Source organism: Paenirhodobacter ferrireducens (assembly GCF_004022265.1).
Taxonomy (GTDB): Bacteria; Pseudomonadota; Alphaproteobacteria; order Rhodobacterales; family Rhodobacteraceae; genus Rhodobacter; species Rhodobacter ferrireducens.
Map to the genome: position 1 here is coordinate 1 of NZ_SAVB01000027.1, position 21,238 is coordinate 21,238.

32 protein-coding genes and 1 tRNA gene are annotated in these 21,238 nt (G+C 65.2%); 1 reads left to right on the forward strand and 32 read right to left on the reverse strand.

Annotated elements, in window-relative coordinates; translation table 11 throughout:
- The 31 genes from EOW65_RS17355 to rpmC all read right to left on the reverse strand — a co-directional run.
- Nucleotides 1–207: ATP-binding cassette domain-containing protein (locus EOW65_RS17355; RefSeq protein WP_164880148.1), on the reverse strand; the 207-nt coding region annotated here is incomplete at its 3' end.
- Nucleotides 208–218: 11 nt separating this feature from the next.
- Nucleotides 219–980 carry an amino acid ABC transporter permease gene (locus EOW65_RS20470; RefSeq protein WP_394342758.1) on the reverse strand — a complete coding sequence of 254 codons (762 nt, stop codon included), beginning with the start codon at nt 978–980 and terminating at the stop codon, nt 219–221.
- Nucleotides 981–1,533: 553 nt separating this feature from the next.
- Nucleotides 1,534–2,796, reverse strand: coding sequence for an amino acid ABC transporter permease (locus EOW65_RS17365; RefSeq protein ID WP_128151608.1), 1,263 nt, complete (start codon nt 2,794–2,796; stop codon nt 1,534–1,536).
- Nucleotides 2,797–2,923: 127 nt separating this feature from the next.
- On the reverse strand, nt 2,924–3,940 hold the full coding sequence (locus tag EOW65_RS17370; RefSeq protein WP_128151610.1) for an amino acid ABC transporter substrate-binding protein: 1,017 nt from the start codon (nt 3,938–3,940) through the stop codon (nt 2,924–2,926).
- 214 nt (nt 3,941–4,154) lie between these two features.
- Entirely contained in the window at nt 4,155–4,868 is a 714-nt protein-coding gene (locus EOW65_RS17375) for an ATP12 family chaperone protein (protein WP_128151612.1), read from the reverse strand.
- A complete protein-coding gene (locus EOW65_RS17380) occupies nt 4,865–5,530 on the reverse strand; it encodes an HAD-IA family hydrolase (RefSeq protein WP_128151614.1) in 666 nt (221 codons plus the stop codon). Before EOW65_RS17380 ends, EOW65_RS17375 begins: the two co-directional genes overlap by 4 nt.
- Complete coding sequence (locus EOW65_RS17385; RefSeq protein WP_128151616.1) at nt 5,527–6,588, reverse strand: RluA family pseudouridine synthase; 1,062 nt, start codon at nt 6,586–6,588, stop codon at nt 5,527–5,529. Before EOW65_RS17385 ends, EOW65_RS17380 begins: the two co-directional genes overlap by 4 nt.
- Nucleotides 6,585–6,965 carry a fluoride efflux transporter CrcB gene (gene crcB, locus EOW65_RS17390; protein ID WP_128151618.1) on the reverse strand — a complete coding sequence of 127 codons (381 nt, stop codon included), beginning with the start codon at nt 6,963–6,965 and terminating at the stop codon, nt 6,585–6,587. Before crcB ends, EOW65_RS17385 begins: the two co-directional genes overlap by 4 nt.
- A gap of 44 nt (nt 6,966–7,009) precedes the next feature.
- Nucleotides 7,010–8,320, reverse strand: coding sequence for a replication-associated recombination protein A (locus EOW65_RS17395; RefSeq protein WP_128151620.1), 1,311 nt, complete (start codon nt 8,318–8,320; stop codon nt 7,010–7,012).
- A gap of 85 nt (nt 8,321–8,405) precedes the next feature.
- Nucleotides 8,406–8,996: an acyl-homoserine-lactone synthase gene (locus EOW65_RS17400; protein ID WP_121531585.1), complete on the reverse strand. Its 591-nt coding sequence runs from the start codon at nt 8,994–8,996 to the stop codon at nt 8,406–8,408.
- 52 nt (nt 8,997–9,048) lie between these two features.
- The gene (locus tag EOW65_RS17405; RefSeq protein WP_113902071.1) at nt 9,049–9,660 is read right to left on the reverse strand and encodes an autoinducer binding domain-containing protein; all 612 of its coding nucleotides are present in this window, start codon (nt 9,658–9,660) and stop codon (nt 9,049–9,051) included.
- Nucleotides 9,661–9,814: 154 nt separating this feature from the next.
- Nucleotides 9,815–10,234 carry a 50S ribosomal protein L17 gene (gene rplQ / locus EOW65_RS17410; protein ID WP_121531581.1) on the reverse strand — a complete coding sequence of 140 codons (420 nt, stop codon included), beginning with the start codon at nt 10,232–10,234 and terminating at the stop codon, nt 9,815–9,817.
- Between the two features lie 190 nt (nt 10,235–10,424).
- Entirely contained in the window at nt 10,425–11,441 is a 1,017-nt protein-coding gene (locus tag EOW65_RS17415; protein ID WP_121532041.1) for a DNA-directed RNA polymerase subunit alpha, read from the reverse strand.
- 121 nt (nt 11,442–11,562) lie between these two features.
- Nucleotides 11,563–11,952: a 30S ribosomal protein S11 gene (gene rpsK, locus EOW65_RS17420; RefSeq protein ID WP_113902068.1), complete on the reverse strand. Its 390-nt coding sequence runs from the start codon at nt 11,950–11,952 to the stop codon at nt 11,563–11,565.
- 15 nt (nt 11,953–11,967) lie between these two features.
- The gene (gene rpsM, locus EOW65_RS17425) at nt 11,968–12,336 is read right to left on the reverse strand and encodes a 30S ribosomal protein S13 (protein ID WP_113902066.1); all 369 of its coding nucleotides are present in this window, start codon (nt 12,334–12,336) and stop codon (nt 11,968–11,970) included.
- A 160-nt stretch (nt 12,337–12,496) separates the two neighbouring features.
- Nucleotides 12,497–13,153: an adenylate kinase gene (locus tag EOW65_RS17430; protein ID WP_121531577.1), complete on the reverse strand. Its 657-nt coding sequence runs from the start codon at nt 13,151–13,153 to the stop codon at nt 12,497–12,499.
- Between the two features lie 18 nt (nt 13,154–13,171).
- Complete coding sequence (gene secY / locus EOW65_RS17435) at nt 13,172–14,530, reverse strand: preprotein translocase subunit SecY (protein ID WP_128151622.1); 1,359 nt, start codon at nt 14,528–14,530, stop codon at nt 13,172–13,174.
- A gap of 105 nt (nt 14,531–14,635) precedes the next feature.
- On the reverse strand, nt 14,636–15,100 hold the full coding sequence (gene rplO, locus EOW65_RS17440; protein ID WP_121531574.1) for a 50S ribosomal protein L15: 465 nt from the start codon (nt 15,098–15,100) through the stop codon (nt 14,636–14,638).
- A 138-nt stretch (nt 15,101–15,238) separates the two neighbouring features.
- Nucleotides 15,239–15,577: a hypothetical protein gene (locus EOW65_RS17445; protein ID WP_128151624.1), complete on the reverse strand. Its 339-nt coding sequence runs from the start codon at nt 15,575–15,577 to the stop codon at nt 15,239–15,241.
- Between the two features lie 28 nt (nt 15,578–15,605).
- The gene (locus EOW65_RS17450; protein WP_164880149.1) at nt 15,606–15,938 is read right to left on the reverse strand and encodes a ribonuclease E inhibitor RraB; all 333 of its coding nucleotides are present in this window, start codon (nt 15,936–15,938) and stop codon (nt 15,606–15,608) included.
- A gap of 84 nt (nt 15,939–16,022) precedes the next feature.
- Nucleotides 16,023–16,214 (reverse strand): 50S ribosomal protein L30, encoded by a 192-nt coding sequence (gene rpmD, locus EOW65_RS17455; protein WP_113902057.1) that lies wholly within the window; start codon nt 16,212–16,214, stop codon nt 16,023–16,025.
- Between the two features lie 12 nt (nt 16,215–16,226).
- A complete protein-coding gene (rpsE, locus tag EOW65_RS17460; RefSeq protein WP_113902056.1) occupies nt 16,227–16,787 on the reverse strand; it encodes a 30S ribosomal protein S5 in 561 nt (186 codons plus the stop codon).
- A gap of 125 nt (nt 16,788–16,912) precedes the next feature.
- On the reverse strand, nt 16,913–17,272 hold the full coding sequence (gene rplR, locus EOW65_RS17465; protein ID WP_128151628.1) for a 50S ribosomal protein L18: 360 nt from the start codon (nt 17,270–17,272) through the stop codon (nt 16,913–16,915).
- Nucleotides 17,273–17,283: 11 nt separating this feature from the next.
- On the reverse strand, nt 17,284–17,817 hold the full coding sequence (rplF, locus tag EOW65_RS17470; RefSeq protein ID WP_128151630.1) for a 50S ribosomal protein L6: 534 nt from the start codon (nt 17,815–17,817) through the stop codon (nt 17,284–17,286).
- 10 nt (nt 17,818–17,827) lie between these two features.
- The gene (gene rpsH, locus EOW65_RS17475; protein WP_113902053.1) at nt 17,828–18,226 is read right to left on the reverse strand and encodes a 30S ribosomal protein S8; all 399 of its coding nucleotides are present in this window, start codon (nt 18,224–18,226) and stop codon (nt 17,828–17,830) included.
- Between the two features lie 13 nt (nt 18,227–18,239).
- Nucleotides 18,240–18,545 (reverse strand): 30S ribosomal protein S14, encoded by a 306-nt coding sequence (rpsN, locus tag EOW65_RS17480; protein ID WP_113902051.1) that lies wholly within the window; start codon nt 18,543–18,545, stop codon nt 18,240–18,242.
- Nucleotides 18,546–18,561: 16 nt separating this feature from the next.
- Nucleotides 18,562–19,122: a 50S ribosomal protein L5 gene (gene rplE / locus EOW65_RS17485; RefSeq protein WP_113902049.1), complete on the reverse strand. Its 561-nt coding sequence runs from the start codon at nt 19,120–19,122 to the stop codon at nt 18,562–18,564.
- On the reverse strand, nt 19,122–19,427 hold the full coding sequence (rplX, locus tag EOW65_RS17490) for a 50S ribosomal protein L24 (RefSeq protein ID WP_128151632.1): 306 nt from the start codon (nt 19,425–19,427) through the stop codon (nt 19,122–19,124). Before rplX ends, rplE begins: the two co-directional genes overlap by 1 nt.
- Nucleotides 19,427–19,795 (reverse strand): 50S ribosomal protein L14, encoded by a 369-nt coding sequence (gene rplN / locus EOW65_RS17495; RefSeq protein ID WP_013066055.1) that lies wholly within the window; start codon nt 19,793–19,795, stop codon nt 19,427–19,429. Before rplN ends, rplX begins: the two co-directional genes overlap by 1 nt.
- A 77-nt stretch (nt 19,796–19,872) precedes the next feature.
- A complete protein-coding gene (gene rpsQ / locus EOW65_RS17500; protein WP_113902045.1) occupies nt 19,873–20,106 on the reverse strand; it encodes a 30S ribosomal protein S17 in 234 nt (77 codons plus the stop codon).
- 11 nt (nt 20,107–20,117) lie between these two features.
- Complete coding sequence (rpmC, locus tag EOW65_RS17505) at nt 20,118–20,318, reverse strand: 50S ribosomal protein L29 (RefSeq protein WP_128151634.1); 201 nt, start codon at nt 20,316–20,318, stop codon at nt 20,118–20,120.
- A 244-nt stretch (nt 20,319–20,562) separates the two neighbouring features.
- Between rpmC and EOW65_RS17510 the strand changes: the two genes are divergently transcribed.
- Nucleotides 20,563–20,636, forward strand: a tRNA-Gln gene (locus tag EOW65_RS17510).
- 182 nt (nt 20,637–20,818) lie between these two features.
- On the opposite strand, the gene rplP is transcribed toward EOW65_RS17510, so the two are convergent.
- Nucleotides 20,819–21,232 (reverse strand): 50S ribosomal protein L16, encoded by a 414-nt coding sequence (rplP, locus tag EOW65_RS17515; RefSeq protein WP_113901739.1) that lies wholly within the window; start codon nt 21,230–21,232, stop codon nt 20,819–20,821.
- Nucleotides 21,233–21,238: the final 6 nt, after the last annotated feature.

Here is a 21,238-nt window from a genome sequence, read left to right on the forward strand (position 1 = left end):
GTTGATGCAGCGGATCAGCGTCGACTTGCCCGAGCCCGAGGGCCCGGCGATGACGATCCGCTCGCCCCGGTTCACCGTCAGGTTCACGTCGCGCAGCACGTGAAACGCGCCGTACCACTTGTTCATGTTCTCGATCTGGATCGCCACCTCGTCCGAGACCTGCAGCTTGCTGCGGTCGACGGGGCGCTCGATGTGCGGTTCCGACATGGGGGAACTCCTTAGCGATGGTCACGCTTCAGCTTGCGCTCGAGATACATCGAGTAGCGCGACATGCTGAAGTTGAGGATGAAGAAGATGGCGCCGACGAAGATGAAGTGCTCCCAGTAGGTGCCCTTCCACGCGATGTCGGCGCGGATCGAATCGGGGATGGACTTCAGCGGCTCGAACAGGCCCACGAAGGTGACGAGCGTGGTGTCCTTGAACATGCTGATGAAGGTCGAGACGATGCCCGGGATCGAGATCTTCAGCGCCTGCGGCAGGATCACCAGCCGCTGCGCCTTCCAGTAGTCGAGACCAAGCGCATCGGCCGCCTCGTACTGCCCGCGCGGCAGCGCCGCGAGACCGCCGCGGATGACCTCGGCGATATAGGCGGCCGAGAACAGCGTGACGAGGATCATCACCCGCAAGATAATGTCGAAGTTGGTGCCCGGCGGCAGGAAGTAGTTCAGCAGAAGCGAGGCCACGAACAGCAGCGTGATCAGCGGCACGCCGCGGATGAACTCGATGAACATGATCGAGAAGGTCTTGATCAGGAACATGTCCGACTGCCGGCCGAGCGCCAGCAGGATGCCGAGCGGCAGCGACATCGCGATGCCGCCGGCGCCCAGCGTGATGGCGAGCAGGAAGCCGCCGAACTGGCGCGAGGCCACGGGCTCGAGCGCGATCGGCAGCACGCGGCCGAGAACCGCATCGACCGGGCCCGGCACGAAGATCCAGAACAGCACCGCCGCGACGACGGCCCCCAGGATCGCGAGGATCATCCCCCAGCGGGCGAGGATCCGGGCCACCAGATAGCCCACGGCAAAGCCCGCGGCGATCATCACCACCGGCCAGATCGAGCCGCCCCAGAGCAGCCAGATGGCGAGCAGCGGGAACACGGCCGAGACCTTCAGCATCCCCCGCGGCAACTGGGTGAAGAGCACCGGCGCCACCGCGACGAGCATCAGCCCGAAGGTCAGCACCGGGCGCCAGAACAGCTCGGGCGGGTAGAAGCCGAAGATGAACTGCGTCCAGCGGGCATGGATCACGGCCCAGCAGGCGCCGGTCGCGCCCTCGCCCCAGCGCGCGGCGATGATCTGGCGGCATTCGGGCAACGAGGCCGCGTTCCACACGCCATGGCGGAACCAGGGGTAGAAATGGCTGGCGAGGCCCCAGATCAGCGCGATTCCCGCGAGGGTGAGGATCGTGTTCAGCCAGCCCGAGAACAGGTTCTCGCGCACCCATTTCGACACCCCCGTCTGCCGCGCCGGCGCGGGTTCGGGGGGAAGCATCGTCTTGCGGACGAAGACGGCACTGTGCGACGTGTCACTCATCTCAGCGCTCCTTCAGCCGGACCTTGTGGTTGTAGAGGTTCATCACCCCCGAGATCACCAGCGAGATCGCCAGGTAGATCAGCATCATCAGCAAGATCGCCTCGAGCTCGCGGCCGGTCTGGTTCAGCGTGATGCCGCCCAGCGTGCCGCGCAGGTCCATGTAGCCCACCGCGATGGCGAGCGAGGAGTTCTTTGTCAGGTTCAGGAACTGCGAGATCAGCGGCGGCACGATCACCCGCAGCGCCTGCGGCAGGATCACCAGGCGCATCGTCTTGCCCGGCCGCAGGCCAAGGGCGAAGGCGGCCTCGGTCTGGCCCTTGGAGATGGCGAGGATGCCGGCGCGCACGATCTCGGCGATGAAGGCACCGGTATAGAGCGACAGGCCGGCCCAGAGCGCGACGAAGGCGTTCGACACATTGGTGCCGCCGGTGAAGTTGAAGCCCTTGAGCGTGGGCCCGTGCAGCTGGAAGCCAAGCGCGGCCAGCAGCAGGGCGAGCGGCCCCAGAAGGAGCAGCAGGCTCTTCCACCAGGTCACCGGGCGGGCGCCGGTGGCATCCTGCACCGCGCTCGCATGGGCGAGCAGCCTGCGGTTCACCCAGATCGCGCCCGCGAGCACCAGCACGATCGCCAGCACGTTGAGCGAGACCGGCGCCAGCGCGGTGTCGATCACGCCGAGCGAACGCTCGAAACTGACCGCGGGGATGGCGGTGTAGCGGTTGGTGAGGGCGATCGAGTCGAGGATCATCGAGGCATTCGCCTCGCCCGTCGCCGGGTTCACCTTGTAAGCGTTCGGCGCCGGCGTGATCTCGGTCAGCACCGCCATCGCGACCAGGATCCACAGCAGCACCGGGACGTTGCGGAAGGTCTCGACATAGACGGTCATCAGCCGCGCGACGAGCCAGTTCTTCGACAGACGCAGCACGCCGACGAAGATGCCGATCACCGTCGCCGTGGCGCAGCCGAGCAGCGATACCCAGATCGTGTTCAGCAGCCCCACCAGCATCGCCCGGGCATGGGTGTTGTCGTTGGTATAGGGGATCAGGTGCTGCGCGATGTCATAGCCCGCGCGGTTGTCAAGGAACCCGAAGTTGAAATCCTTGCCGAGAACCCTGAGGTTCTGGATCGTGTTGTCGACGAGCCAGCCCGCAGCCCCCATCACCACGATCAGCGTGATGACCTGGATGGTGAGCGAGCGGTATCGGGTGTCGTAGATAAGCTGACTGAGCCGGAACCCTCGGTCCGGCGCGTCGGATGCGCTGGTCATGGTGTATCCCCTGTTCCTGTCCGGTGTCCGGGCTTTTGCCCATGTGAGGTGGGGTCAGGCCCCGCCGGCAGGTTTGCTTTTCATGGCAGAGGGGCGCCGCGGTGCGACGCCCCTTGCAAGTGGTGGCTCAGCGGAACGGCGGGGCGTACATCAGCCCGCCCTGGGTCCACTGCGCGTTCAGACCACGGGCAAGGCCGATCGGGGTCGACTCGCCGATGGTGGCGGCGAAGATCTCGCCATAGTTGCCGCCGGCCTTGATCGCCTTTACGGCCCAGTCCTTCTCGAGACCAGTCATCGGCCCGAGATCGCCGTCGACGCCGAGAATGCGGTTGATCTCCGGGTTCTCGGTGCCCTTGGCGAGCTCGTCGATATTGGCCGAGGTGATGCCATATTCCTCCGCCGCGATCAGCGCGAAGAGGGTCCAGCGCACGATGTCGCCCCACTGGTTGTCGCCATGGCGCACGGCCGGCCCGAGCGGTTCCTTCGAGATGATTTCCGGCAGGATGACGTGGTTTTCCGGATCGGCATAGGCGGCGCGGGTGGCGGCCAAGCCCGAGGCATCGGTGGTATAGGCATCGCAGGCGCCGGCCAGATACTGCTGTTCGCCCTCGGCGTTCGAATCAACCGCGATCGGCTGATAGGTCATGTTGTTCGCCTTGAAATAGTCGGCGAGGTTCATCTCGGTGGTGGTGCCGGTCTGGATGCAGACCGAGGCGCCGTCGAGCTCCTTGGCGGAGGTGATGCCGCTGTCCTTGCGCACCATGAAGCCCTGACCGTCGTAGTAGTTCACGCCGGCGAAATCCATCTTCAGGTCGGTATCGCGCGAGAAGGTCCAGGTGGAGTTGCGCGCGAGCATGTCGACCTCGCCCGAGGTCAGCGCGGTGAAGCGGGTCTGGCCGGTGGTCGGCACATATTTGACCTTCGTCGGATCGCCCAGGACGGCAGCCGCGACAGCCTTGCACAGTGCAACGTCAAAGCCGGACCAGTTGCCGTTGGCATCGGGAGCGGCGAAGCCCACGAGGCCCGTGTTCACGCCGCAGTTCAGCACGCCGCGGGCCTTGACGTCCTCGAGCGTGGTCGCCGAAGCGATGCCCGCGGTCAGACCGGCCGCCATCAGCGTGCCGAAGAATACCGATTTCTTCATGTGTACCTCTTCCTGAGTTTCCGCCAGCGGACGGCGGCAAAAGTGCCCCTGTGGGGTCTGGAACGTTATTTGGGGGTCGCCCCCAGTGACCAAGTTTGGTCCGAAGGATCAAAAAAGGTCAAGGGGAGTTGAACGACGCCGCGGCGTCGCCTGCCCAAAACTCAGGCATATGAGTGAAAGACGGGCGCGAACGGCCCGCCGACGGCGCCGCGTCTTAAAGCGCGTGACGCATCCGCCAGAATCGTTCGGCATCGAGCAGCGCGGCGCGCTTGCGTTCGGCATGCGCGGCGGCCTCGTCGTCGGCGCCCCATTGCTCGGCCTGCCAGGTCTCGTCGATCTGCGCGATCGTCCAGGCCTCGTCCGCCGTCAGCCGCCCCTCGGCCACGGCAAGGCCCAGAACGAGCGAGCCGGTGAGGCCGACAAGATCATGCAGCGCCGCAAGCTGCCACTCGTCCATCGCCGCGACGCGGGCGGAAAGCGCTGCCAGCGCCGCCTCGGGCTGCGCCACCGGCACCACGCCCTGCGTCACCGCAAGCCGCGCGCCAAGCGCCGCCTCGGCCCAGTCGAGCAGCGGATCCCAATGCGCGGATTGCCGCGCCACCAGCTCGCGCGGGGCCTCAGCGCGATAGCACAGAAGGTCGGTGCCGCCATAGTCGGCGATCAGCGCCGCGACTTCGGCATGCTGGCTGCGTACCTTGTCGATCGCGGCATTCGCACCGCGGGTGACCGGCATCGTCGCCGGATCGATCTTCTCGTCCTGCGCCTGCCATTCGCGCGCGATCGCCTCGGCCAGCGCCCGGCTCGGCACGACGAGCGGCGCCTTCGCCGGGGTCTTCACATGCCGCCCGTCGAGGGTAACGGCAAAGCCGCCCGGCACCTCGGCCACATCGGTCGCGGTCCAGAACCGTTTCGGTGCCCAGGCACTCATGCGCATCCTCCCAGAAGCTCGTCCACCGCCGTCTCGAGCGCGGCGAAATCGTCGACCAGCCGGTCGGCACCGGCGGCCACGAGGTCCTCGGCCGGGTGATACCCCCAGCGGACCCCGATGGTGGCGACGCCCGCGGCGCGCCCCATCTCGATGTCATAGGTGGTGTCGCCGATCATCACCGCCTCGGCCGGATCGGCACCGGCATCCGCCAGCGCCGTCAGCACCATCGACGGATGCGGCTTCGAGGGGTGATCGTCCGCCACCTGCCGGGTGAAGAAGGTGCCCGTCAGCCCGTGATGGGCGATCAGCGCGTCAAGCCCGCGTCGCGACTTGCCGGTGGCGACGCCCAGCAGCAGGTCTTCGCGCCCCGACAGCCGATCGAGCGTCTCGGCCGCGCCGGCAAACAGCGGCGCAGGCTGCGCGATGCGGCGGTCCTGATAGCTTTTCTTGTAGAATTCGACGATCTCGGCGCGGGTCGCCGCGGGCAGCTCGGGCACCAGCTGCGCCACCGCCTCGGGCAGCGACAACCCGACGATCGACAGCGTCGCGGCGCGCGAGGGCACCGGCAGGCCAAGCTGCGAGAAGCCCCAGTCCATCGAGGCGCAAATCTGCGCCGCGCTGTCCGAGAGCGTGCCATCGACGTCGAAGATGACGAGCTTCATTCAAGCTCCTCGAACGGATCGGCGGGCACGTCATTCTCGTACCAGCCCAGCGTCTTCCAGGTGCGCTGCATGTGCGACGGCAGGGGGGCGACCACGGTGATGCGCTTCTTGGTGATCGGATGGTCGAAGCTGATCTGGCGCGCATGCAGGTGCAGCTTGCGCGAGATCTCGCCGCCGAGCTGCGCGCCCCAGCCGTCGCCCAGGTTCTCCTGCCCCGAGCCACCATACTTGCCATCGCCGATGATCGGGTGCCCCATCTCGGCCATATGCGCGCGCAGCTGGTGGGTGCGGCCGGTGATCGGCACCAGCGCAACCCAGCTCACCCGCGTGCCGAGCGAATCGAGCACGGCATAATCGGTGGTGGCGCGTTTCGCCCCCTCGGTCGCGTCGACCTTCGAGGGATGGATGCAGATCATCTTCTCGCCCTCGCCGCCGCGGCCATGGCCCGGCGCCTTGACGAGGCCATAGCGCACCGTACCCATCTTCGGGTTCGGCACGCCCGCGACCGCCGCCCAATAGATCTTGCGCGTGGTCTTCAGCCGGAACGCCTCGGACAGATGCCGCGCGATGCGGTCGGTGCGCGCGACCAGCAGCACCCCCGAGGTGTCCTTGTCGAGCCGGTGCACCATCTTCGGCCGGTCCTTGTAGCCGAAGCGCAGCGCGTCGAGCAGGCCGTCGACATGGCGGTCGCCCTGCCCCGAGCCGCCCTGCGAGGGCAGCCCCGGCGGCTTGTTCAGCGCAATGATGTGCTCGTCCTTCCACAGCACGCAGGACTGGATCATCGCCGCATCGGCATCCGAGATCTGCAGCCCCTCGCGGCGCTCGTCCGAGCGGCGCGGCGCGGCGGCGGCATCTGGCAGCGGCGGCACGCGCACCTCCTGCCCCGGCGCGACGCGGCTGTTCGCCTTGACCCGCCCGCCATCGACGCGCAACTCGCCCTTGCGGCACATCTTCTCGATCGCGCCCTGCGTCAGCTGCGGAAAGCGTTTCTTCAGCCAGCGGTCGAGACGGCTGTCGCCCTCGGCCTCGGTCACCCGGATCGTCTGCACAGCGCTCATGCCAATACCCATCTCATCAGATGCACCCCGAAGATCAGCCCGGCCAGCGCCGCGCCCACGGAGGCAAACACGTAAAAGGCCGCATGGCCCACATCGCCCCGCTCGATCAGCGTCCAGGCCTCGAGCGAGAAGGAGGAGAAGGTGGTGAAGCCGCCGAGAATGCCCGTCGCGAGAAAGGCGTTCCAATGCGTCAGTTCCTTCTGCCCCAGAAAGGTCACCAGCGCCCCCATGACGACGGACCCGAGGATGTTCACGAAGATCACCCCGAGCGGAATCGTCTGTGGGCCGAGCGCACGCAGGATCGCCACGCCCGAGAGGTAGCGCGCCGAGGCGCCGAGGGCCCCTCCGAGCGCGACCTGGAAAACGGTGGACAGCATGGGTCTCTCCTTTGCCGCCCTCAAAGCCTCCGGGGGCCGGAATGTCAAGTTTTGCGCTTGTCGCGCAGCTTCGCGAACCAGTCGACGCGCTTCTTCAGCTCGCGCTCGAAACCGCGCTCGACCGGGGCATAGAAGACCGGGCGCTTCATCGTCTCGGGGAAGTAGTTCTGTCCCGAGAAGCCGTCCTCGGCGTCGTGGTCATACTGATAACCCGCACCAAAGCCCTGCTCTTCCATCAGCCGGGTCGGCGCGTTCAGGATGTGGCGCGGCGGCGGTTCCGAACCTGTCTTCTTCGCCGCCGCCCGCGCCGCCTTGTAGGCGACATAGCCCGCGTTCGACTTCGGCGCGAGGGCGAGATAGATCACCGCCTGGGCAAGCGCGAGTTCGCCCTCGGGCGAGCCGAGGCGTTCATAGGTCTCCCAGGCGTGCAGGCACACGGTCTGCGCCTGCGGATCGGCAAGGGCGATATCCTCGACCGCCATCCGCACCAGCCGCCGGGCCAGGAAACGCGGGTCCTCGCCCCCCTCGAGCATCCGCGCATACCAGTAAAGCGCCGCATCCGGGTCCGAGCCGCGCACCGATTTGTGCAGCGCCGAAATCAGGTTGTAATGCTCGTCGCCCGACTTGTCGTATTTCGCCGCCCGCCGCATCAGCCGCGCCGACAGCGCCTCCGTGTCAAGCGGCGCGGCGACCTTCCAGGCCATCACCTGCTCGATCAGGTTCAGCAGCGCCCGCCCGTCGCCATCGGCCATCTCGAGCAGCGCCTCGCGCGCCGGCGCCTTGAGCGGCAGCGCCCGGTCAAGCGCCTTCTCGGCGCGCTGCGCGAGGCGCTCGAGGCTTGCAAGGCTCAGCCGCTCGAGGATCAGCACCTGCGCGCGCGACAGCACGGCGGCGTTCAGCTCAAAGCTCGGGTTCTCGGTCGTCGCACCCACGAGAAGGATGGTGCCATCCTCCATGTAGGGCAGAAAGCTGTCCTGCTGCGCCTTGTTGAAACGGTGGATCTCGTCGACGAAGAGCAGCGTGCCCTTGCCCTGCGAGAAGCGCAGCTTCGCCGCCTCGAACACCTTGCGCAACTCCGGCACGCCGGTGAAGATCGCCGAGATCTGCACGAAGGCGCGGTCGGTTTCGGACGCCAGAAGCCGGGCGATCGTCGTCTTGCCGACGCCGGGCGGGCCCCACAGGATGATCGACGAGAGCGAGCCCGCAGCCAGCATCGCGCCAAGCGGTGCCTCGGGGCCAAGCACATGTTCCTGCCCGATCACCTCGGCAAGGTGTTGCGGGCGGATCCGGTCCGCGAGCGGGCGCGGCGCCTCGTGCGCGGGCTCCCGGGTGGGGCTGTCGAAAAGGTCGGACATGGTGGCCCACAGTATCGCCCCGGCGCCCGGGACGGAAGGGGCAGATCGGAGCGGGCCCGAAGGCCCGCCCCCGCATCGGCAACGTTCAGTGCATCTTGCCGCTCAGGTCGATCGAGACGCACTGGTAATCGCCGTCGTCGATGAACATCGGCCGGCCGATCGCCTCGGCGGCCAGGCCGCAACGCCCGTACCAGCGCGGCCAGTTCGCCGCGGTGAGCGCGATGAGCCGCGTCGCGCCGAGTTCACGCGCCGCGCTGGTCATCGTCTCGGCGAGGCGGAAGTGCACCTTGCGGCGCAGGCTCTGCGGGATGTCGTGCGAGACGAACACCCGCGTGCTCTCCCAGATCTGCGGCGAGACCGGCGCCTCGTCGAAGAGCAGGTCGGAGGGGATGGAGCCGCCAAGCAGCCCCTTCTGCGCGTCGCGGATCATGTAGGAATAGATGCCGCAGCGCGCCGTGGTCGGCGTCAGCCGCATACCGGCCAGCACGTGACCGAAGTCGTGGATCGCGATCCAGCGGCTTTGCGGCGTGTCGTACTGGTCGAACTCCATGCCCATCTCTTCGGGCAGGTCCCAGTTCTTCTGGACGATGAAGCTTTGCCGCCGTGCGCGAAAGAGGTTCGCGAAAAGCTCGCCGTAGTTGTGCATGTTGGCAAAGGACAGGGTAGTGGTCTGCATGGTCTTTCTCCGGGTTGGCAGCTATGCCCGGGGCGGACCGTTGCAAAGGGACCTACAGCAGCCGGTACTCCTTCGCTCTCTGAATGGTTTCGGCAGTGGTGCGCGCCATCAACCGTTCCCGAGCAGACAGGAGCCGGGCCTTGAGCGCGCTTTCCGAGATTCCGAGTTTTGCAGCGGCAGCGGCATGTCGGTCCCCTGCAGCGATACACCGCAGGGCCTCGATCTGAGCCTTCGTCAGGCTCTCCGGCGGCTGTGTAATGTCATGCAGTCGCCGGATCTGGTGCGAGATCGCGACAATCTCGTCATTGGTGAATTCCCGGTCGCGGCGGGTGAAGCTCGCGATCGTGCGCGAGCTGATCGGCCCGCAAGAGACGGTCAGCCCGTAGTTCAGGCCGAATTTTCGCGCCTCTCCGAGAATGTTAAACGGGTCCGGCAGGGTGAACTCGCTCCAGCGCGAGGCGCCCTCGGTCGAGAAGCCCCAGGCGATGGTCGGGTCACGCAGCGCATAGGCCTCGCGCGTGTAATGCTCGCTCCAGGCCTCGGGATAGGTCTGGAACTGCATGATCGGGGCGGCGAAGCGGATATGCAGGCCGACGAAATAGCCGTCCGGCGCGAGACGGCCAAGCTCGGCAAGGCATTTGTTGATGTCGACATGAATGGACATGCCTTTTTAGACAGGCGCGCGGCGAAAGAATCAACTGGGAATTGTATCCGGCCGATCAACTCTGAGGGGCCATCGCGCCGATCGACGTGATTGCCCGGAAACAAAAAATCCCGCCCAGAGGGCGGGATTTCCGGCCTTCCCTTGTGGGAACGGCTCAGTCTTCGGCAGCCTCTTCGGCCTCGAGGCGGGCCTTGTCGGCGGCGCCCTTGGCCGAGTGGTCGCGGTCGACGAATTCGATGATCGCCATCGGCGCCATGTCGCCGTAGCGGAAGCCGGCCTTCAGGACGCGGGTGTAGCCCCCCTGACGGTCCTTGTAGCGGGCGGCGAGAACGTCGAACAGCTTCACGACGTCCTTGTCTTCCTTCAGCATGGCAGCAACCTGGCGGCGGGCGTGCAGGTCACCGCGCTTGGCGAGGGTGATCAGCTTCTCGACGACCGGGCGCAGTTCCTTCGCCTTCGGCAGGGTGGTCTTGATCTGCTCGTGCTCGATCAGCGAGCCGGCCATGTTGGCGAACAGCGCCTTGCGGTGTTCGTGGGTGCGGTTCAGACGGCGATAGCCGCGGGCGTGACGCATGGGTCTTCTCCGAAATTGCGTTTTGCTTTGTGTTGCGCCGCCTGCGTTGGACGGTGCGTCGTTGGGGCATCATGCCCATTCGGGTCGTCGACGCTCCACCGGAGCCTCTCCTTCCCTCATTCCCCGGCATCCCGGGCATTGAATGGGGGGCGTGTACTCCACGCCCCCCGAAAGAGTCAAGCGACAGCGCTCAGAACTGGTCTTCGAAGCGCTTCGCCAGATCCTCGATGTTCTCCGGCGGCCAGTCCTCGACTTCCATGCCGAGGTGCAGCCCCATGCCCGAGAGCACTTCCTTGATCTCGTTCAGCGACTTGCGGCCGAAGTTCGGGGTGCGGAGCATCTCGGCTTCGGTCTTCTGGATCAGGTCGCCGATGTAGACGATGTTGTCGTTCTTCAGGCAGTTGGCCGAACGGACCGACAGTTCCAGCTCGTCGACCTTCTTCAGCAGCAGCGGGTTGAACTCGAGCCCGTCTTCCGCGTCCTGCTTCGAGGCCGATTCCGGTTCCTCGAAGTTGACGAAGATGCTCAGCTGGTCCTGCAGGATGCGCGCGGCATAGGCCACGGCGTCCTCGGGGGTCAGCGCGCCGTTCGTCTCGATCTTCATCGTCAGCTTGTCGTAGTCGAGCACCTGGCCCTCACGGGTCGGCTGGACTTCGTAGGCAACCTTCTTCACCGGCGAGTAGATCGCGTCGATGGCGATCAGGCCGATCGGCGCATCTTCCGGCTTGTTCTTGTCGGCCGCGACATAGCCCTTGCCGGTGTTCACGGTGAGTTCCATGAACAGGTCGGCGCCGTCGTCGAGGTGGCAGATCACGTGATCCTTGTTCAGGACCTCGATGCCGGCCGATTCCGAGATGTCACCGCCGGTGACGACGCCCGGCCCCTTCGCCGAGATCGACAGCCGCTTCGGCCCCTCGACGTCCATCTTGAGCGAAACGCCCTTCAGGTTCAGGATGATGTCGGTGACATCTTCGCGCACGCCGGCGACGGAAGAGAACTCGTGCAGCACGTTGTCGATCTGCACCGAGGTGATCGCCGCGCCCTGCAGCGACGACATCAGCACACGCCGCAGCGCGTTGCCGAGCGTGAGGCCAAAGCCACGCTCCAGCGGCTCGGCGATCACCGTCGCCTGACGCTGCGGGTCGTTGCCCGGCTTGACTTCAAGCTGCGTCGGCTTGATGAGCTCGGCCCAATTCTTGTGGATCATGCGTTCTGCCTCCATACCTGTCCCGTGCCCATGTCCGTAAGCGCGGAACGCCCGAGGTTAAAAACGTAAGCGACCGGGCCGCGCGGGGATCTCCCACACGGCCCGATCGTTGAAAATCAGATCAGACGCGGCGACGCTTCGGCGGGCGGCAGCCGTTGTGCGCGATCGGGGTCACGTCACGGATCGAGGTGATCGTGAGGCCGACGGCGGCCAGCGCGCGCAGCGCCGACTCACGGCCCGAACCGGGCCCCTGCACTTCGACGTCGACGGTCTTCAGGCCGTGGTCCTGCGCCTTCTTGGCGGCGTCTTCGGCGGCCATCTGGGCAGCGTAGGGGGTCGACTTACGCGAGCCCTTGAAGCCCATGGTGCCCGAGGACGACCACGAGATGGCGTTGCCCTGCACGTCCGAGATCAGGATCTTGGTGTTGTTGAACGAGGAGTTCACGTGAACAACGCCAGCGGCGATGTTCTTGCGCTCTTTGCGCTTAACGCGGGTCTTGTCGCGAGCCATTGTCTCAGCCTCCCCTTACTTCTTCTTGCCGGCGATCGGCTTGGCCGGGCCCTTGCGGGTACGAGCGTTGGTGTGGGTGCGCTGGCCGCGAACCGGAAGGTTCTTGCGGTGACGCAGGCCGCGGTAGCAGCCGAGGTCCATCAGACGCTTGATGTTCATCGACACTTCACGGCGCAGGTCGCCCTCGACCGTGAGGTTGGCGTCGATGTATTCGCGAATGGCGAGCACTTCGGCGTCGGTCAGATCATTCACGCGGCGGGTCGGATCGATGCCGACGGCCTCGACGATCTGGGTGGCGAACATCGGGCCGATGCCGTGGATGTACTGAAGAGCGATCGGGACGCGTTTCCCGGTCGGAATGTTGACGCCAGCAATACGTGCCAAAGCGTGGATCCCTTCGTTGCGGTTCCGTAGCGCCAGAACCTTTTTTCACAACAAGGCCCGAAACCTCTTGCTCCGGGCCCCTCACCTGAAGACTCAGGCGATTCTCTTGCGAGACGCCGTGACCTAGAGGCTTTTGCCCACCGGGTCAAGCGTCAAGATGTCACTCTGCCTTGCCGTCGAGGATCGCGGCCACGGCCGAGGCCACCGCGTCGATCTCGGCCAGCCCGTCGACAGTGAAGAGCTTGCGCGCGTGGTAGTAATACCCGATCAGCGGCGAGGTCTTCTTGTAATATTCCATCAGCCGGGTCTTGAGGCTGTCCTCGTTGTCGTCGGCACGCCGCTTCATGTCGTGGCTGCCGCAGACGTCACACACGCCCGCAACCTTCGTCGGCTTGGTCTCGTCGTGATAGACCTCGCCGCAATTGCCGCAGGTGTAGCGGCCGGTGATGCGGGCAACAAGCGCGGCATCGTCGACGCGCATCTCGATCACCGCATCGAGGGTCTGGCCGTTCTTCGCCAGCAGCTCGCCAAGCGCATCGGCCTGGGCCAGCGTGCGCGGGAAGCCGTCGAAGATGAAGCCCGAGGCCTTCACCGTGTTCAGCTTCTCCTCGATCAGGCCGATGACGATCTCGTCCGTCACCAGCTGCCCCCGGTCCATCACCTCGGCGACGCGGCGGCCCATCTCGGTGCCCGAGGTCTTGGCCTCGCGCAGCATGTCGCCGGTCGACAGCTGCACCATGCCGCGCTCCTCCACCAGCTTGCGCGCCTGCGTGCCCTTGCCTGCGCCGGGCGGCCCCAGCAGGATGATGTTGGTCATGTCACTTCCCCCGGTAGATCAGCGGCGTGCGGGCGCCTTGCGGCCCGACTTTTTCTTGCCGCGCAATTGCGAACGTTCGATCAGCCCCTCGTACTGGTGCGCGAGCAGATGCGACTGGACCTGGTTGATCGTGTCCATCGTCACCGAGACCACGATCAGCACCGAGGTGCCGCCGAAGTAGAACGGGATCGACAGCTGCGAGCGCAGGATCTCGGGCAGCAGGCAGACGGCGGCGAGATAGGCCGAGCCGATCACCAGAACGCGCGCCACGACGTAATCGAGATATTCCTCGGTCTTCTTGCCGGGCCGGATGCCCGGGATGAAACCGCCCTGGTTCTTCAGGTTGTCGGCAACCTCGTCCGATTTGAACGCCACGTTCGCGGTGTAGAAATAGGCGAAGAAGACGATCATCGCGGTGAAGAACGCGAGATAGAGCGGCTGGCCGGGGCCGAAATAGGCGAGAATCGTCGACATGATCGGGCCGGTCTGGCTGCCCGAGAAGGTCGAGATCGTGGTCGGCAGCAGCAGCAGCGACGAGGCGAAGATCGCCGGGATCACGCCCGCCGGGTTCACCTTGATCGGCAGGTGCGACGAGCCGCCGTCATAGATCTTCATGCCCACCTGGCGGCGGGGATACTGGATATGGATCTTGCGCAGGGCGCGTTCCATGAACACCACGAAGGCGATCACCGCGACCACCATCACGATCACGCCGAGGATCACCGGCGTCGAGACGGCGCCGGTGCGGCCCTGCTCGAGGAAGCTCGCGAGCGCATGCGGGATGTTCGCGACGATGCCGACGAAGATGATCAGCGAGACGCCGTTGCCGATGCCGCGCGAGGTGATCTGCTCGCCCAGCCACATCAGGAACATCGTGCCGCCAACGAGGGTGATGACCACCGAGGCGAGGAAGAAGATGCCCGGGGTGTGGGCAAGGTCGCCCTTCTCGAGACTGACGGCCAGGCCCCAGGCCTGGAACGTGGCAAGGCCCACGGTCGCATAGCGCGTGATCTGGTTGATCTTCTTGCGGCCCTGCTCGCCTTCCTTCTTCATCTGCTCGAGCGACGGCACGAGGGCGGTCAGCAGCTGCACGATGATCGAGGCCGAGATGTAGGGCATGATGCCGAGCGCGAAGACGCCCATGCGACCAAGCGCGCCGCCGGTGAACATCGACAGCATGCCGCCGATGCCCGAGCCCGCCTTGTCCATGAACTCGCGCAGCGCGTTCGCATCAATGCCGGGCACCGGGATGTAGGTGCCGAGCCGGTAGATGATGAGGAGGCCGATGGTGAAGTAGATGCGCTGCCGCAGCTCGGTGGCCTTGCCGAGGGCCTCCCAGCTGAGGTTCGCCGCCATTTGCTCTGCAGCAGAAGCCATATGCAGTCTCTTTCATACGAGAGGCGCCGCGCGACCGTCTTCCGGTCGGCGGCGCCTGGAAAACTGTTGCCTTATGTAAGCGGGCCGGGGCCCGCTCACAACCGATTATTCGGCAGCGGCAACGGTCAGCTTGCCACCGGCCTTCTCGACGGCTTCGATCGCCGGCTTCGAGGCGCCGGTCACGGTCAGCGTGACCTTCGAGGTGATCTCGCCCTTGGCCAGAACACGGATGCCGTCGAGCTTGCGGCGCACGAGGCCCGACGCGACCAGCACGTCCTCGGTGATCTCGACCGAGGCGTCGATCTTGCCTTCCGCGATGAACTTCTCGATCAGGCCGAGGTTGACGACGGCGAAGTCGAGGCGGTTCGGCTTGGTGAAGCCGCGCTTCGGCAGACGCCGGTAGAGCGGCATCTGGCCGCCTTCGTAGCCGCCGATGGCGACGCCCGAACGCGATTTCTGGCCCTTGATACCACGGCCGGCGGTCTTGCCCTTGCCCGAGCCCGGGCCGCGCGCAACGCGCTTGGATTTCTTGGCGGCGCCCGCGTTGTCGCGGAGTTCGTTGAGTTTCATGTCGCTTCTCCTTTGCCGGAAACCCCCTCGCAAGCGACAGAAGAGGGCACACGGCGTTTCTTGTTGAGTCCGGGTCCGAAGACCACCGGGGGCGTATAGCGGGAATGGGGCGCGCCGGTCAAGCCGGTTGATCGGCCCTCACCAGACCCCCCAACGCTTCGGGACGTCCTTGCACTGCCGCAGCACGTTATGAAGCACGATCGCGGTAAAGCCGAGGATGAAGACCACCAGGGCAACGCGCTCATAGACCGCCATCAGCTCGTAGCCGGACTGCGACACCGGCCTGTAGCGCCCGTGATCCCCCAGAAAATGCTGGCCATCGACGACTTTGCCGAGGCTCGTCGTGCCCCCGAGCGAAACGCTTACGGCCGCGAATGTCGCAGAGTGGAGCCAGGCCAGCAGGAAGAATCTCCGCGCAAACCTGCACAGCTTGCAGATGCGCTCGTCAACCGGCGCACAGTCCATGCCCTCACTCATCGCGCAAACTCATCTTCGCGGGCGCCCGTCAGGCGCCGACGAATCCCCAGCCGTCGGGGATGAAGCCGTAGACCGCGGCGAGCAGGGTGAGCTTCTCTTCCTCGGCCCACAGCCCCTCGGCCGTCAGCGCCATCTCGGGCGTGATGATCTCGAGGCAGTCCTCCTCGTCGTCCTCCACCGCCTCGAAGCCCTCGGCCTCATAGCCCAGATCCTCGACCGCCTCGCCGAAGCCGTCCCAGTCAGCGCGCGGATCCTCGGCGACGAACTGGAAGGCCACACGACCACGTTCGGGCAGCGGTTCCATCGCGGCGATCTCGCGGAAGGTCCGCAGCGTCTCCGCCTTCTGCTGTTTCATGTCCATCGCCGTCTCCTTCATCGCGCGGTCAGGTTCCAATGAAAAACGCCCCGGCCAGGCCGGGGCGTTTTCAATCGTTTCGAACGAGGCTCAGCCGCGCTCTTCGATGATCTTCACAAGATGCGAGATCTTGTTGACCATGCCGCGGACGGCCGGGGTGTCTTCCAGCTCGCGGGTGCGGCGGACCTTGTTCAGGCCGAGGCCCTTCAGGGTCGCGGTCTGGATCGCGGGACGGCGGGCGGCCGAGGCCACCTGCTGCACGACGATGGTTTTCTTCGTCATCGGTCAGTCTCCTCAGGCTTCGGCCGAAGCGTCGGCTTCGGGCTTGGCGAGGATGTCCGCCACCTTCTTGCCGCGGCGGGCCGCGACGTGACGGGGCGAGGCTTCCTTCTTCAGGCCGTCGAGCGTGGCCCGGATCATGTTGTACGGGTTCTGCGAGCCGATCGACTTCGCAACCACGTCCTGCACGCCCAGCATCTCGAAGACGGCACGCATCGGGCCGCCGGCGATGATCCCGGTACCGGCAACGGCGGTGCGCATCACCACCTTGCCGGCGCCGTGACGGCCCTCGACGTCGTGGTGCAGCGTGCGGCCGTCGCGCAGCGGAACGCGGACGAGCGAACGCTTCGCCTGTTCGGTCGCCTTGCGGATCGCTTCCGGAACTTCCTTGGCCTTGCCCTTGCCGAAGCCGACGCGGCCGCGCTGGTCACCGACCACCACGAGCGCGGCGAAACCGAAGCGCTTGCCGCCCTTCACGGTCTTCGACACGCGGTTGATCGCAACCAGACGATCGGCGAATTCCGGGGTTTCCTCGCGCTCGGCGCGGCGGTCCCGGCGATGTTCACGTTCTGCCATGAGGCATTCCTTTTCGTGATGGCGTGCGCACACGCCGTTTTGTCCAATCCTGGTGAACGACCCGAAGCGGCGAACCGCCGGGCCATTCCCGGATCATCGGGGGGACGCGAACGTCCCCCACCGGATCAGAACTTCAGGCCGCCCTCGCGGGCCGCATCGGCAAGCGCCTTGATCTTCCCGTGGAAGAGGAAGCCGCCACGGTCGAAGTAGCATTCTTCGACACCCGCCGCCTTCGCGCGCTCGGCAATCGCCGCACCGATCTTCGCCGCCGCTTCGACGTTGTTCTTGCCGACGACACCGAGCTCTTTTTCGAGAGTCGAGGCCGAGGCAAGGGTCACGCCCTTGACGTCGTCGATCAGCTGGACGCTGATGTTCTTCGAGGAGCGATGGACCGAGAGGCGCAGACGCCCGTTGGCCATCGCACGAAGCTTGTTCCGCACGCGCAGGCGGCGCTTGAGGAACAGATCGCGTTTGTTGTTCGCCATTTTCGCCACCCTTACTTCTTCTTGCCTTCCTTGCGGAAGATGTACTCGCCCTTGTAGCGAATGCCCTTGCCCTTGTAGGGCTCCGGCTGCCGCCACTCGCGGATGTTCGCCGCGACCTGACCGACCAGCTGCTGGTCGATGCCTTCGACGGTGATTTCGGTGGGCTTCGCCGACGTGACGGTCACGCCTTCGGGCACTTCGAAGTTCACTTCGTGCGAATAGCCGAGCGAGAGCTTCAGAACCTTGCCCTGCATCGCGGCGCGGTAACCCACGCCCTGGATCTCGAGCTCTTTCTTGAAGCCGGTGGTGACGCCGATGCCGAGGTTCTCGATCATCGAGCGGGCCATGCCCCACTGCTGACGCGCCCGTTTGGACGTGCCACGCGGAGTGACCTTGACGGTGTTGCCCTCGAGCGTGAGGGTCACGTCGTCGGTGGCGGTGAAGCTGCGGGTCCCTTTCGGGCCCTTCACTTCGATGGTCTGACCGTCCAGCTTGGCAGTGGTGCCAGCGGGCAGCTCGACCGGTTTTTTACCAATACGAGACATGCTTCCCTCCTTAGAACACGGTGCAGAGCACTTCACCGCCAACGTTGGCAGTGCGCGCGGCCGCGTCCGTCATGACGCCCTTGGGCGTGGAGACGATCGAGATGCCCAGGCCCTGACGGACCGTCGGGATCTCCTTGACCGAAGCGTACACGCGACGGCCGGGGGTCGAGACGCGCTTCAGTTCGCGGATCACCGGGGTGCCCTCGAAATACTTGAGCGAGATCTCGAGTTCCGGCAGGCCCTGCGTGCCGTCCTTCTTCTCGTAGCCACGGATGTAGCCTTCCGCCGCCAGCACGTCGAGCACCCAAGCACGCAGCTTGGACGCGGGGGTGCGCACGGTGGACTTGCCGCGCATTTGCGCGTTGCGGATGCGGGTCAGCATATCGCCGAGAGGATCGTTCACAGACATTCCCGTCTCTCCCTTACCAGCTCGACTTCACCATGCCCGGGATCTGGCCGAACGAGGCCAGGTCACGGAGCATGATCCGCGAGAGTTTGAGCTTACGGTAGTAAGCATGCGGACGACCGGTCAGCTGGCAACGGTTGTGCAGCCGGGTCGCCGACGAGTTGCGCGGCAGTTCCGCGAGCTTCAGGGTCGCCTTGAAGCGCTCTTCCATCGGCTTGGACTGGTCTTCGATGATCGCTTTCAGCGAGGCGCGCTTGGTGGCGTACTGTTTCACCAGCTTCGCGCGCTTCACTTCGCGTTCAACCATGGATTTCTTGGCCATAAATTCTCTCCGGCGATCAGCTGTTGAACGGCATGTTGAAATGCTTCAACAGCGCCTTCGCTTCCGCATCCACGCTCGAGGTGGTGCAGATGATGATGTCCATGCCGAGCACCTCGTCGACCTTGTCGAAGTCGATTTCGGGGAACACGATCTGCTCTTTGAGCCCCATCGCGTAGTTGCCACGGCCATCGAACGAAGAGCCCTTCACGCCGCGGAAGTCGCGGACGCGCGGCAGGGCCACGTTGATCAGACGATCGAGGAATTCATACATGCGGTCACCGCGCAGGGTCACCTTGCAGCCGAGCGGCATTTCTTCACGAACGCGGAAGCCGGCGACCGACTTCTTGGCGTGGGTGATGACAGCCTTCTGACCGGCGATGAGCGTCAGCTCTTCGGCGGCCTGCTTGACCTTCTTGGTGTCCTTGACGGCTTCGCCGACGCCCATGTTCAGGACGATCTTGTCCAGACGCGGGATCTGCATGTCGTTCTTGAAGCCAAACTCTTCCTTCAGCGCCGGACGGATGGTTTCCCGGTACAGCGTCTTCAGGCGGGGCGTGTAGGTTGCCTGGTCGAGCATCAGATCGCCTCCCCGGTGGTCTTGGCGTAACGGACCTTGTTCTCGCCTTCCACGCGGAAGCCGACACGGGTCGCCTTGCCGTTGGCATCGACGAGCGCGAGGTTCGACAGGTCGATCGGCATCGCCTTGGAGATGCGGCCCCCCTGCGAGGTCTGGGTCTGGCGGGTATGGCGGATCGCCATGTTCACGCCTTCGACGACGGCCTTGTTGTCCTTCGGCATGACAGAGGTGATTTCACCCTGCTTGCCTTTGTCCTTGCCGGCGAGAACGACGACCTTGTCGCCTTTGCGGAGCTTCGCAGCCATTACAGCACCTCCGGAGCGAGCGAGATGATCTTCATGAAGTTCTTCGCGCGCAGTTCACGAACGACCGGCCCGAAGATACGGGTGCCGACCGGTTCGCCCTGGTTGTTCAGGATGACGGCGGCGTTGCGGTCGAAGCGGATGGCGGTGCCATCTTCGCGACGGACTTCCTTGGCGGTGCGAACGACAACGGCCTTGCGGACGTCACCCTTCTTCACGCGGCCCTTCGGAATCGCCTCCTTGACCGACACCACGATGATGTCGCCCACGGATGCGTAGCGGCGATGCGAGCCGCCCAGGACCTTGATGCACTGAACTCGGCGTGCGCCGGAGTTGTCAGCGACATCCAGATTGGTCTGCATCTGGATCATTTGGTTACTCCCGACCTTTGGGGACGAGCCCCAGGGTTTCGATAAACTGAACGTTTATCGCCGGGACCTGACGGAAGTCAGGCCTCGACGACAACCTTCCAGCGTTTCGTTTTCGAGATCGGCGCGCACTCTTCGATGCGAACGGTGTCACCGGTCTTGAAAGTGTTCTCCGCGTCATGGGCGCGGTATTTCTTCGACTTCCGCACCGTCTTCTGGAGAAGCGGGTGCTTGAAGCGGCGTTCCACGAGGACGGTGACCGTCTGGTCGTTCTTGTCCGAGGTGACGACGCCTTGCAGGATACGTTTGGGCATCGGAAGACTCCTTACTTCGCGGCTTCAGCGGCTTTGGCGGTCAGCACCGTCTGGATGCGGGCGACGTCGCGACGGACGTTGCGCATGCGGGCGGTGTTCTCGAGCTGGCCGGTGGCCTGCTGGAAGCGGAGGTTGAAGGCTTCCTTCTTCAGCGCGATCAGCGCGTCGCGGAGCTCATCAGGCGTCTTCGCCTTGAGTTCTTGGGCTTTCATGCCACGGTCCTTTTTTGGCACCAGAGGGCCCCTTGGGGTGACCCTGATCCTGGTGGGTTATGTCTGCCCGGCGTGCCGGACCCGCGGCCTATAGCACCAGAGCCCCAGTCTGGCAATGACAAATGCCGCTTCTTCACGGAAGCGCGACAAAATGCAATTTCCCGGTTGACGCCGGCCGCACAACCCCTTACTTGGGCCACGCAAGAAGGCAGAAGCCGTTCGCGGCGAAGCGCTTTCTCCCTGTTGCCCTCTCGTCTAGCGGCAGGACGCCTGATTCTGACTCAGGTAAGCGTGGTTCGAATCCACGGAGGGCAGCCAACCTCCCCCGGCAAAAAAATGATCCGCTCGGCACCAGATGGTGCTCCCCCGCGATTCGTCGCGGGCTTTTCGCGTTTCTGCCCCCGCTCCGGTGCCGGGCCCCTGCCCCGCCGCCAGAACCGCCAAAAGAAAAGGCCCCCCGATTCGCTCGGGGGGCCTGATCTCTTGACGGAAGGACCGGATTACCAGTCTTCGCGCGCCACGATGCGGGTCAGCACCGGCAGCTTGTTGGCGCCAAGGCGCAGAGCCTCGCGCGCAACCACTTCCGACACACCGTCGATCTCGAACATGATCCGGCCCGGCTTCACCTTGGCCGCCCAGTAATCGACCGAGCCCTTACCTTTACCCATACGGACTTCGGTGGGCTTCGACGACACCGGCACATCCGGGAAGACGCGGATCCAGACCCGGCCCTGACGCTTCATGTGACGGGTGATCGCACGACGCGCAGCTTCGATCTGGCGCGCGGTCACACGCTCCGGCTCGGTGGCTTTCAGCGCGAAGGACCCGAAGTTCAGGTTGAAGCCGCCCTTGGCCTCACCGTGAATACGGCCCTTGTGCTGTTTGCGGAACTTCGTCCGTTTCGGTTGCAGCATCTCTCA

What these genes read in the sequence shown, in the direction of transcription:
- rplR (WP_128151628.1), bottom strand. Translation starts at nt 17,272, where the DNA reads ATGGCGAACAACAAACGCGATCTGTTCCTCAAGCGCCGCCTGCGCGTG.
- EOW65_RS17445 (WP_128151624.1), bottom strand. Translation starts at nt 15,577, where the DNA reads ATGAGTGAGGGCATGGACTGTGCGCCGGTTGACGAGCGCATCTGCAAG.
- rplF (WP_128151630.1), bottom strand. Translation starts at nt 17,817, where the DNA reads ATGTCTCGTATTGGTAAAAAACCGGTCGAGCTGCCCGCTGGCACCACT.
- rpsQ (WP_113902045.1), bottom strand. Translation starts at nt 20,106, where the DNA reads ATGCCCAAACGTATCCTGCAAGGCGTCGTCACCTCGGACAAGAACGAC.
- rpsK (WP_113902068.1), bottom strand. Translation starts at nt 11,952, where the DNA reads ATGGCTCGCGACAAGACCCGCGTTAAGCGCAAAGAGCGCAAGAACATC.
- EOW65_RS17365 (WP_128151608.1), bottom strand. Translation starts at nt 2,796, where the DNA reads ATGACCAGCGCATCCGACGCGCCGGACCGAGGGTTCCGGCTCAGTCAG.
- rplQ (WP_121531581.1), bottom strand. Translation starts at nt 10,234, where the DNA reads ATGCGTCACGCCCGCGGCTATCGCCGTCTGAACCGCACCCACGAACAC.
- rpmC (WP_128151634.1), bottom strand. Translation starts at nt 20,318, where the DNA reads ATGAAAGCCCAAGAACTCAAGGCGAAGACGCCTGATGAGCTCCGCGAC.
- EOW65_RS17370 (WP_128151610.1), bottom strand. Translation starts at nt 3,940, where the DNA reads ATGAAGAAATCGGTATTCTTCGGCACGCTGATGGCGGCCGGTCTGACC.
- rplP (WP_113901739.1), bottom strand. Translation starts at nt 21,232, where the DNA reads ATGCTGCAACCGAAACGGACGAAGTTCCGCAAACAGCACAAGGGCCGT.
- crcB (WP_128151618.1), bottom strand. Translation starts at nt 6,965, where the DNA reads ATGCTGTCCACCGTTTTCCAGGTCGCGCTCGGAGGGGCCCTCGGCGCC.
- EOW65_RS17415 (WP_121532041.1), bottom strand. Translation starts at nt 11,441, where the DNA reads ATGATCCACAAGAATTGGGCCGAGCTCATCAAGCCGACGCAGCTTGAA.
- rpsE (WP_113902056.1), bottom strand. Translation starts at nt 16,787, where the DNA reads ATGGCAGAACGTGAACATCGCCGGGACCGCCGCGCCGAGCGCGAGGAA.
- EOW65_RS20470 (WP_394342758.1), bottom strand. Translation starts at nt 980, where the DNA reads ATGATCCTCGCGATCCTGGGGGCCGTCGTCGCGGCGGTGCTGTTCTGG.
- rplO (WP_121531574.1), bottom strand. Translation starts at nt 15,100, where the DNA reads ATGAAACTCAACGAACTCCGCGACAACGCGGGCGCCGCCAAGAAATCC.
- rpsN (WP_113902051.1), bottom strand. Translation starts at nt 18,545, where the DNA reads ATGGCCAAGAAATCCATGGTTGAACGCGAAGTGAAGCGCGCGAAGCTG.
- EOW65_RS17400 (WP_121531585.1), bottom strand. Translation starts at nt 8,996, where the DNA reads ATGCAGACCACTACCCTGTCCTTTGCCAACATGCACAACTACGGCGAG.
- EOW65_RS17385 (WP_128151616.1), bottom strand. Translation starts at nt 6,588, where the DNA reads ATGAGCGCTGTGCAGACGATCCGGGTGACCGAGGCCGAGGGCGACAGC.
- EOW65_RS17430 (WP_121531577.1), bottom strand. Translation starts at nt 13,153, where the DNA reads ATGACCAACATCATCCTGCTGGGGCCGCCCGGCGCAGGCAAGGGCACG.
- EOW65_RS17375 (WP_128151612.1), bottom strand. Translation starts at nt 4,868, where the DNA reads ATGAGTGCCTGGGCACCGAAACGGTTCTGGACCGCGACCGATGTGGCC.
- rpmD (WP_113902057.1), bottom strand. Translation starts at nt 16,214, where the DNA reads ATGACGAAGAAAACCATCGTCGTGCAGCAGGTGGCCTCGGCCGCCCGC.
- EOW65_RS17405 (WP_113902071.1), bottom strand. Translation starts at nt 9,660, where the DNA reads ATGTCCATTCATGTCGACATCAACAAATGCCTTGCCGAGCTTGGCCGT.
- rpsH (WP_113902053.1), bottom strand. Translation starts at nt 18,226, where the DNA reads ATGTCTGTGAACGATCCTCTCGGCGATATGCTGACCCGCATCCGCAAC.
- rplE (WP_113902049.1), bottom strand. Translation starts at nt 19,122, where the DNA reads ATGCTCGACCAGGCAACCTACACGCCCCGCCTGAAGACGCTGTACCGG.
- secY (WP_128151622.1), bottom strand. Translation starts at nt 14,530, where the DNA reads ATGGCTTCTGCTGCAGAGCAAATGGCGGCGAACCTCAGCTGGGAGGCC.
- EOW65_RS17395 (WP_128151620.1), bottom strand. Translation starts at nt 8,320, where the DNA reads ATGTCCGACCTTTTCGACAGCCCCACCCGGGAGCCCGCGCACGAGGCG.
- rplN (WP_013066055.1), bottom strand. Translation starts at nt 19,795, where the DNA reads ATGATCCAGATGCAGACCAATCTGGATGTCGCTGACAACTCCGGCGCA.
- EOW65_RS17380 (WP_128151614.1), bottom strand. Translation starts at nt 5,530, where the DNA reads ATGAAGCTCGTCATCTTCGACGTCGATGGCACGCTCTCGGACAGCGCG.
- rplX (WP_128151632.1), bottom strand. Translation starts at nt 19,427, where the DNA reads ATGGCTGCGAAGCTCCGCAAAGGCGACAAGGTCGTCGTTCTCGCCGGC.
- EOW65_RS17450 (WP_164880149.1), bottom strand. Translation starts at nt 15,938, where the DNA reads ATGGACATGAAACAGCAGAAGGCGGAGACGCTGCGGACCTTCCGCGAG.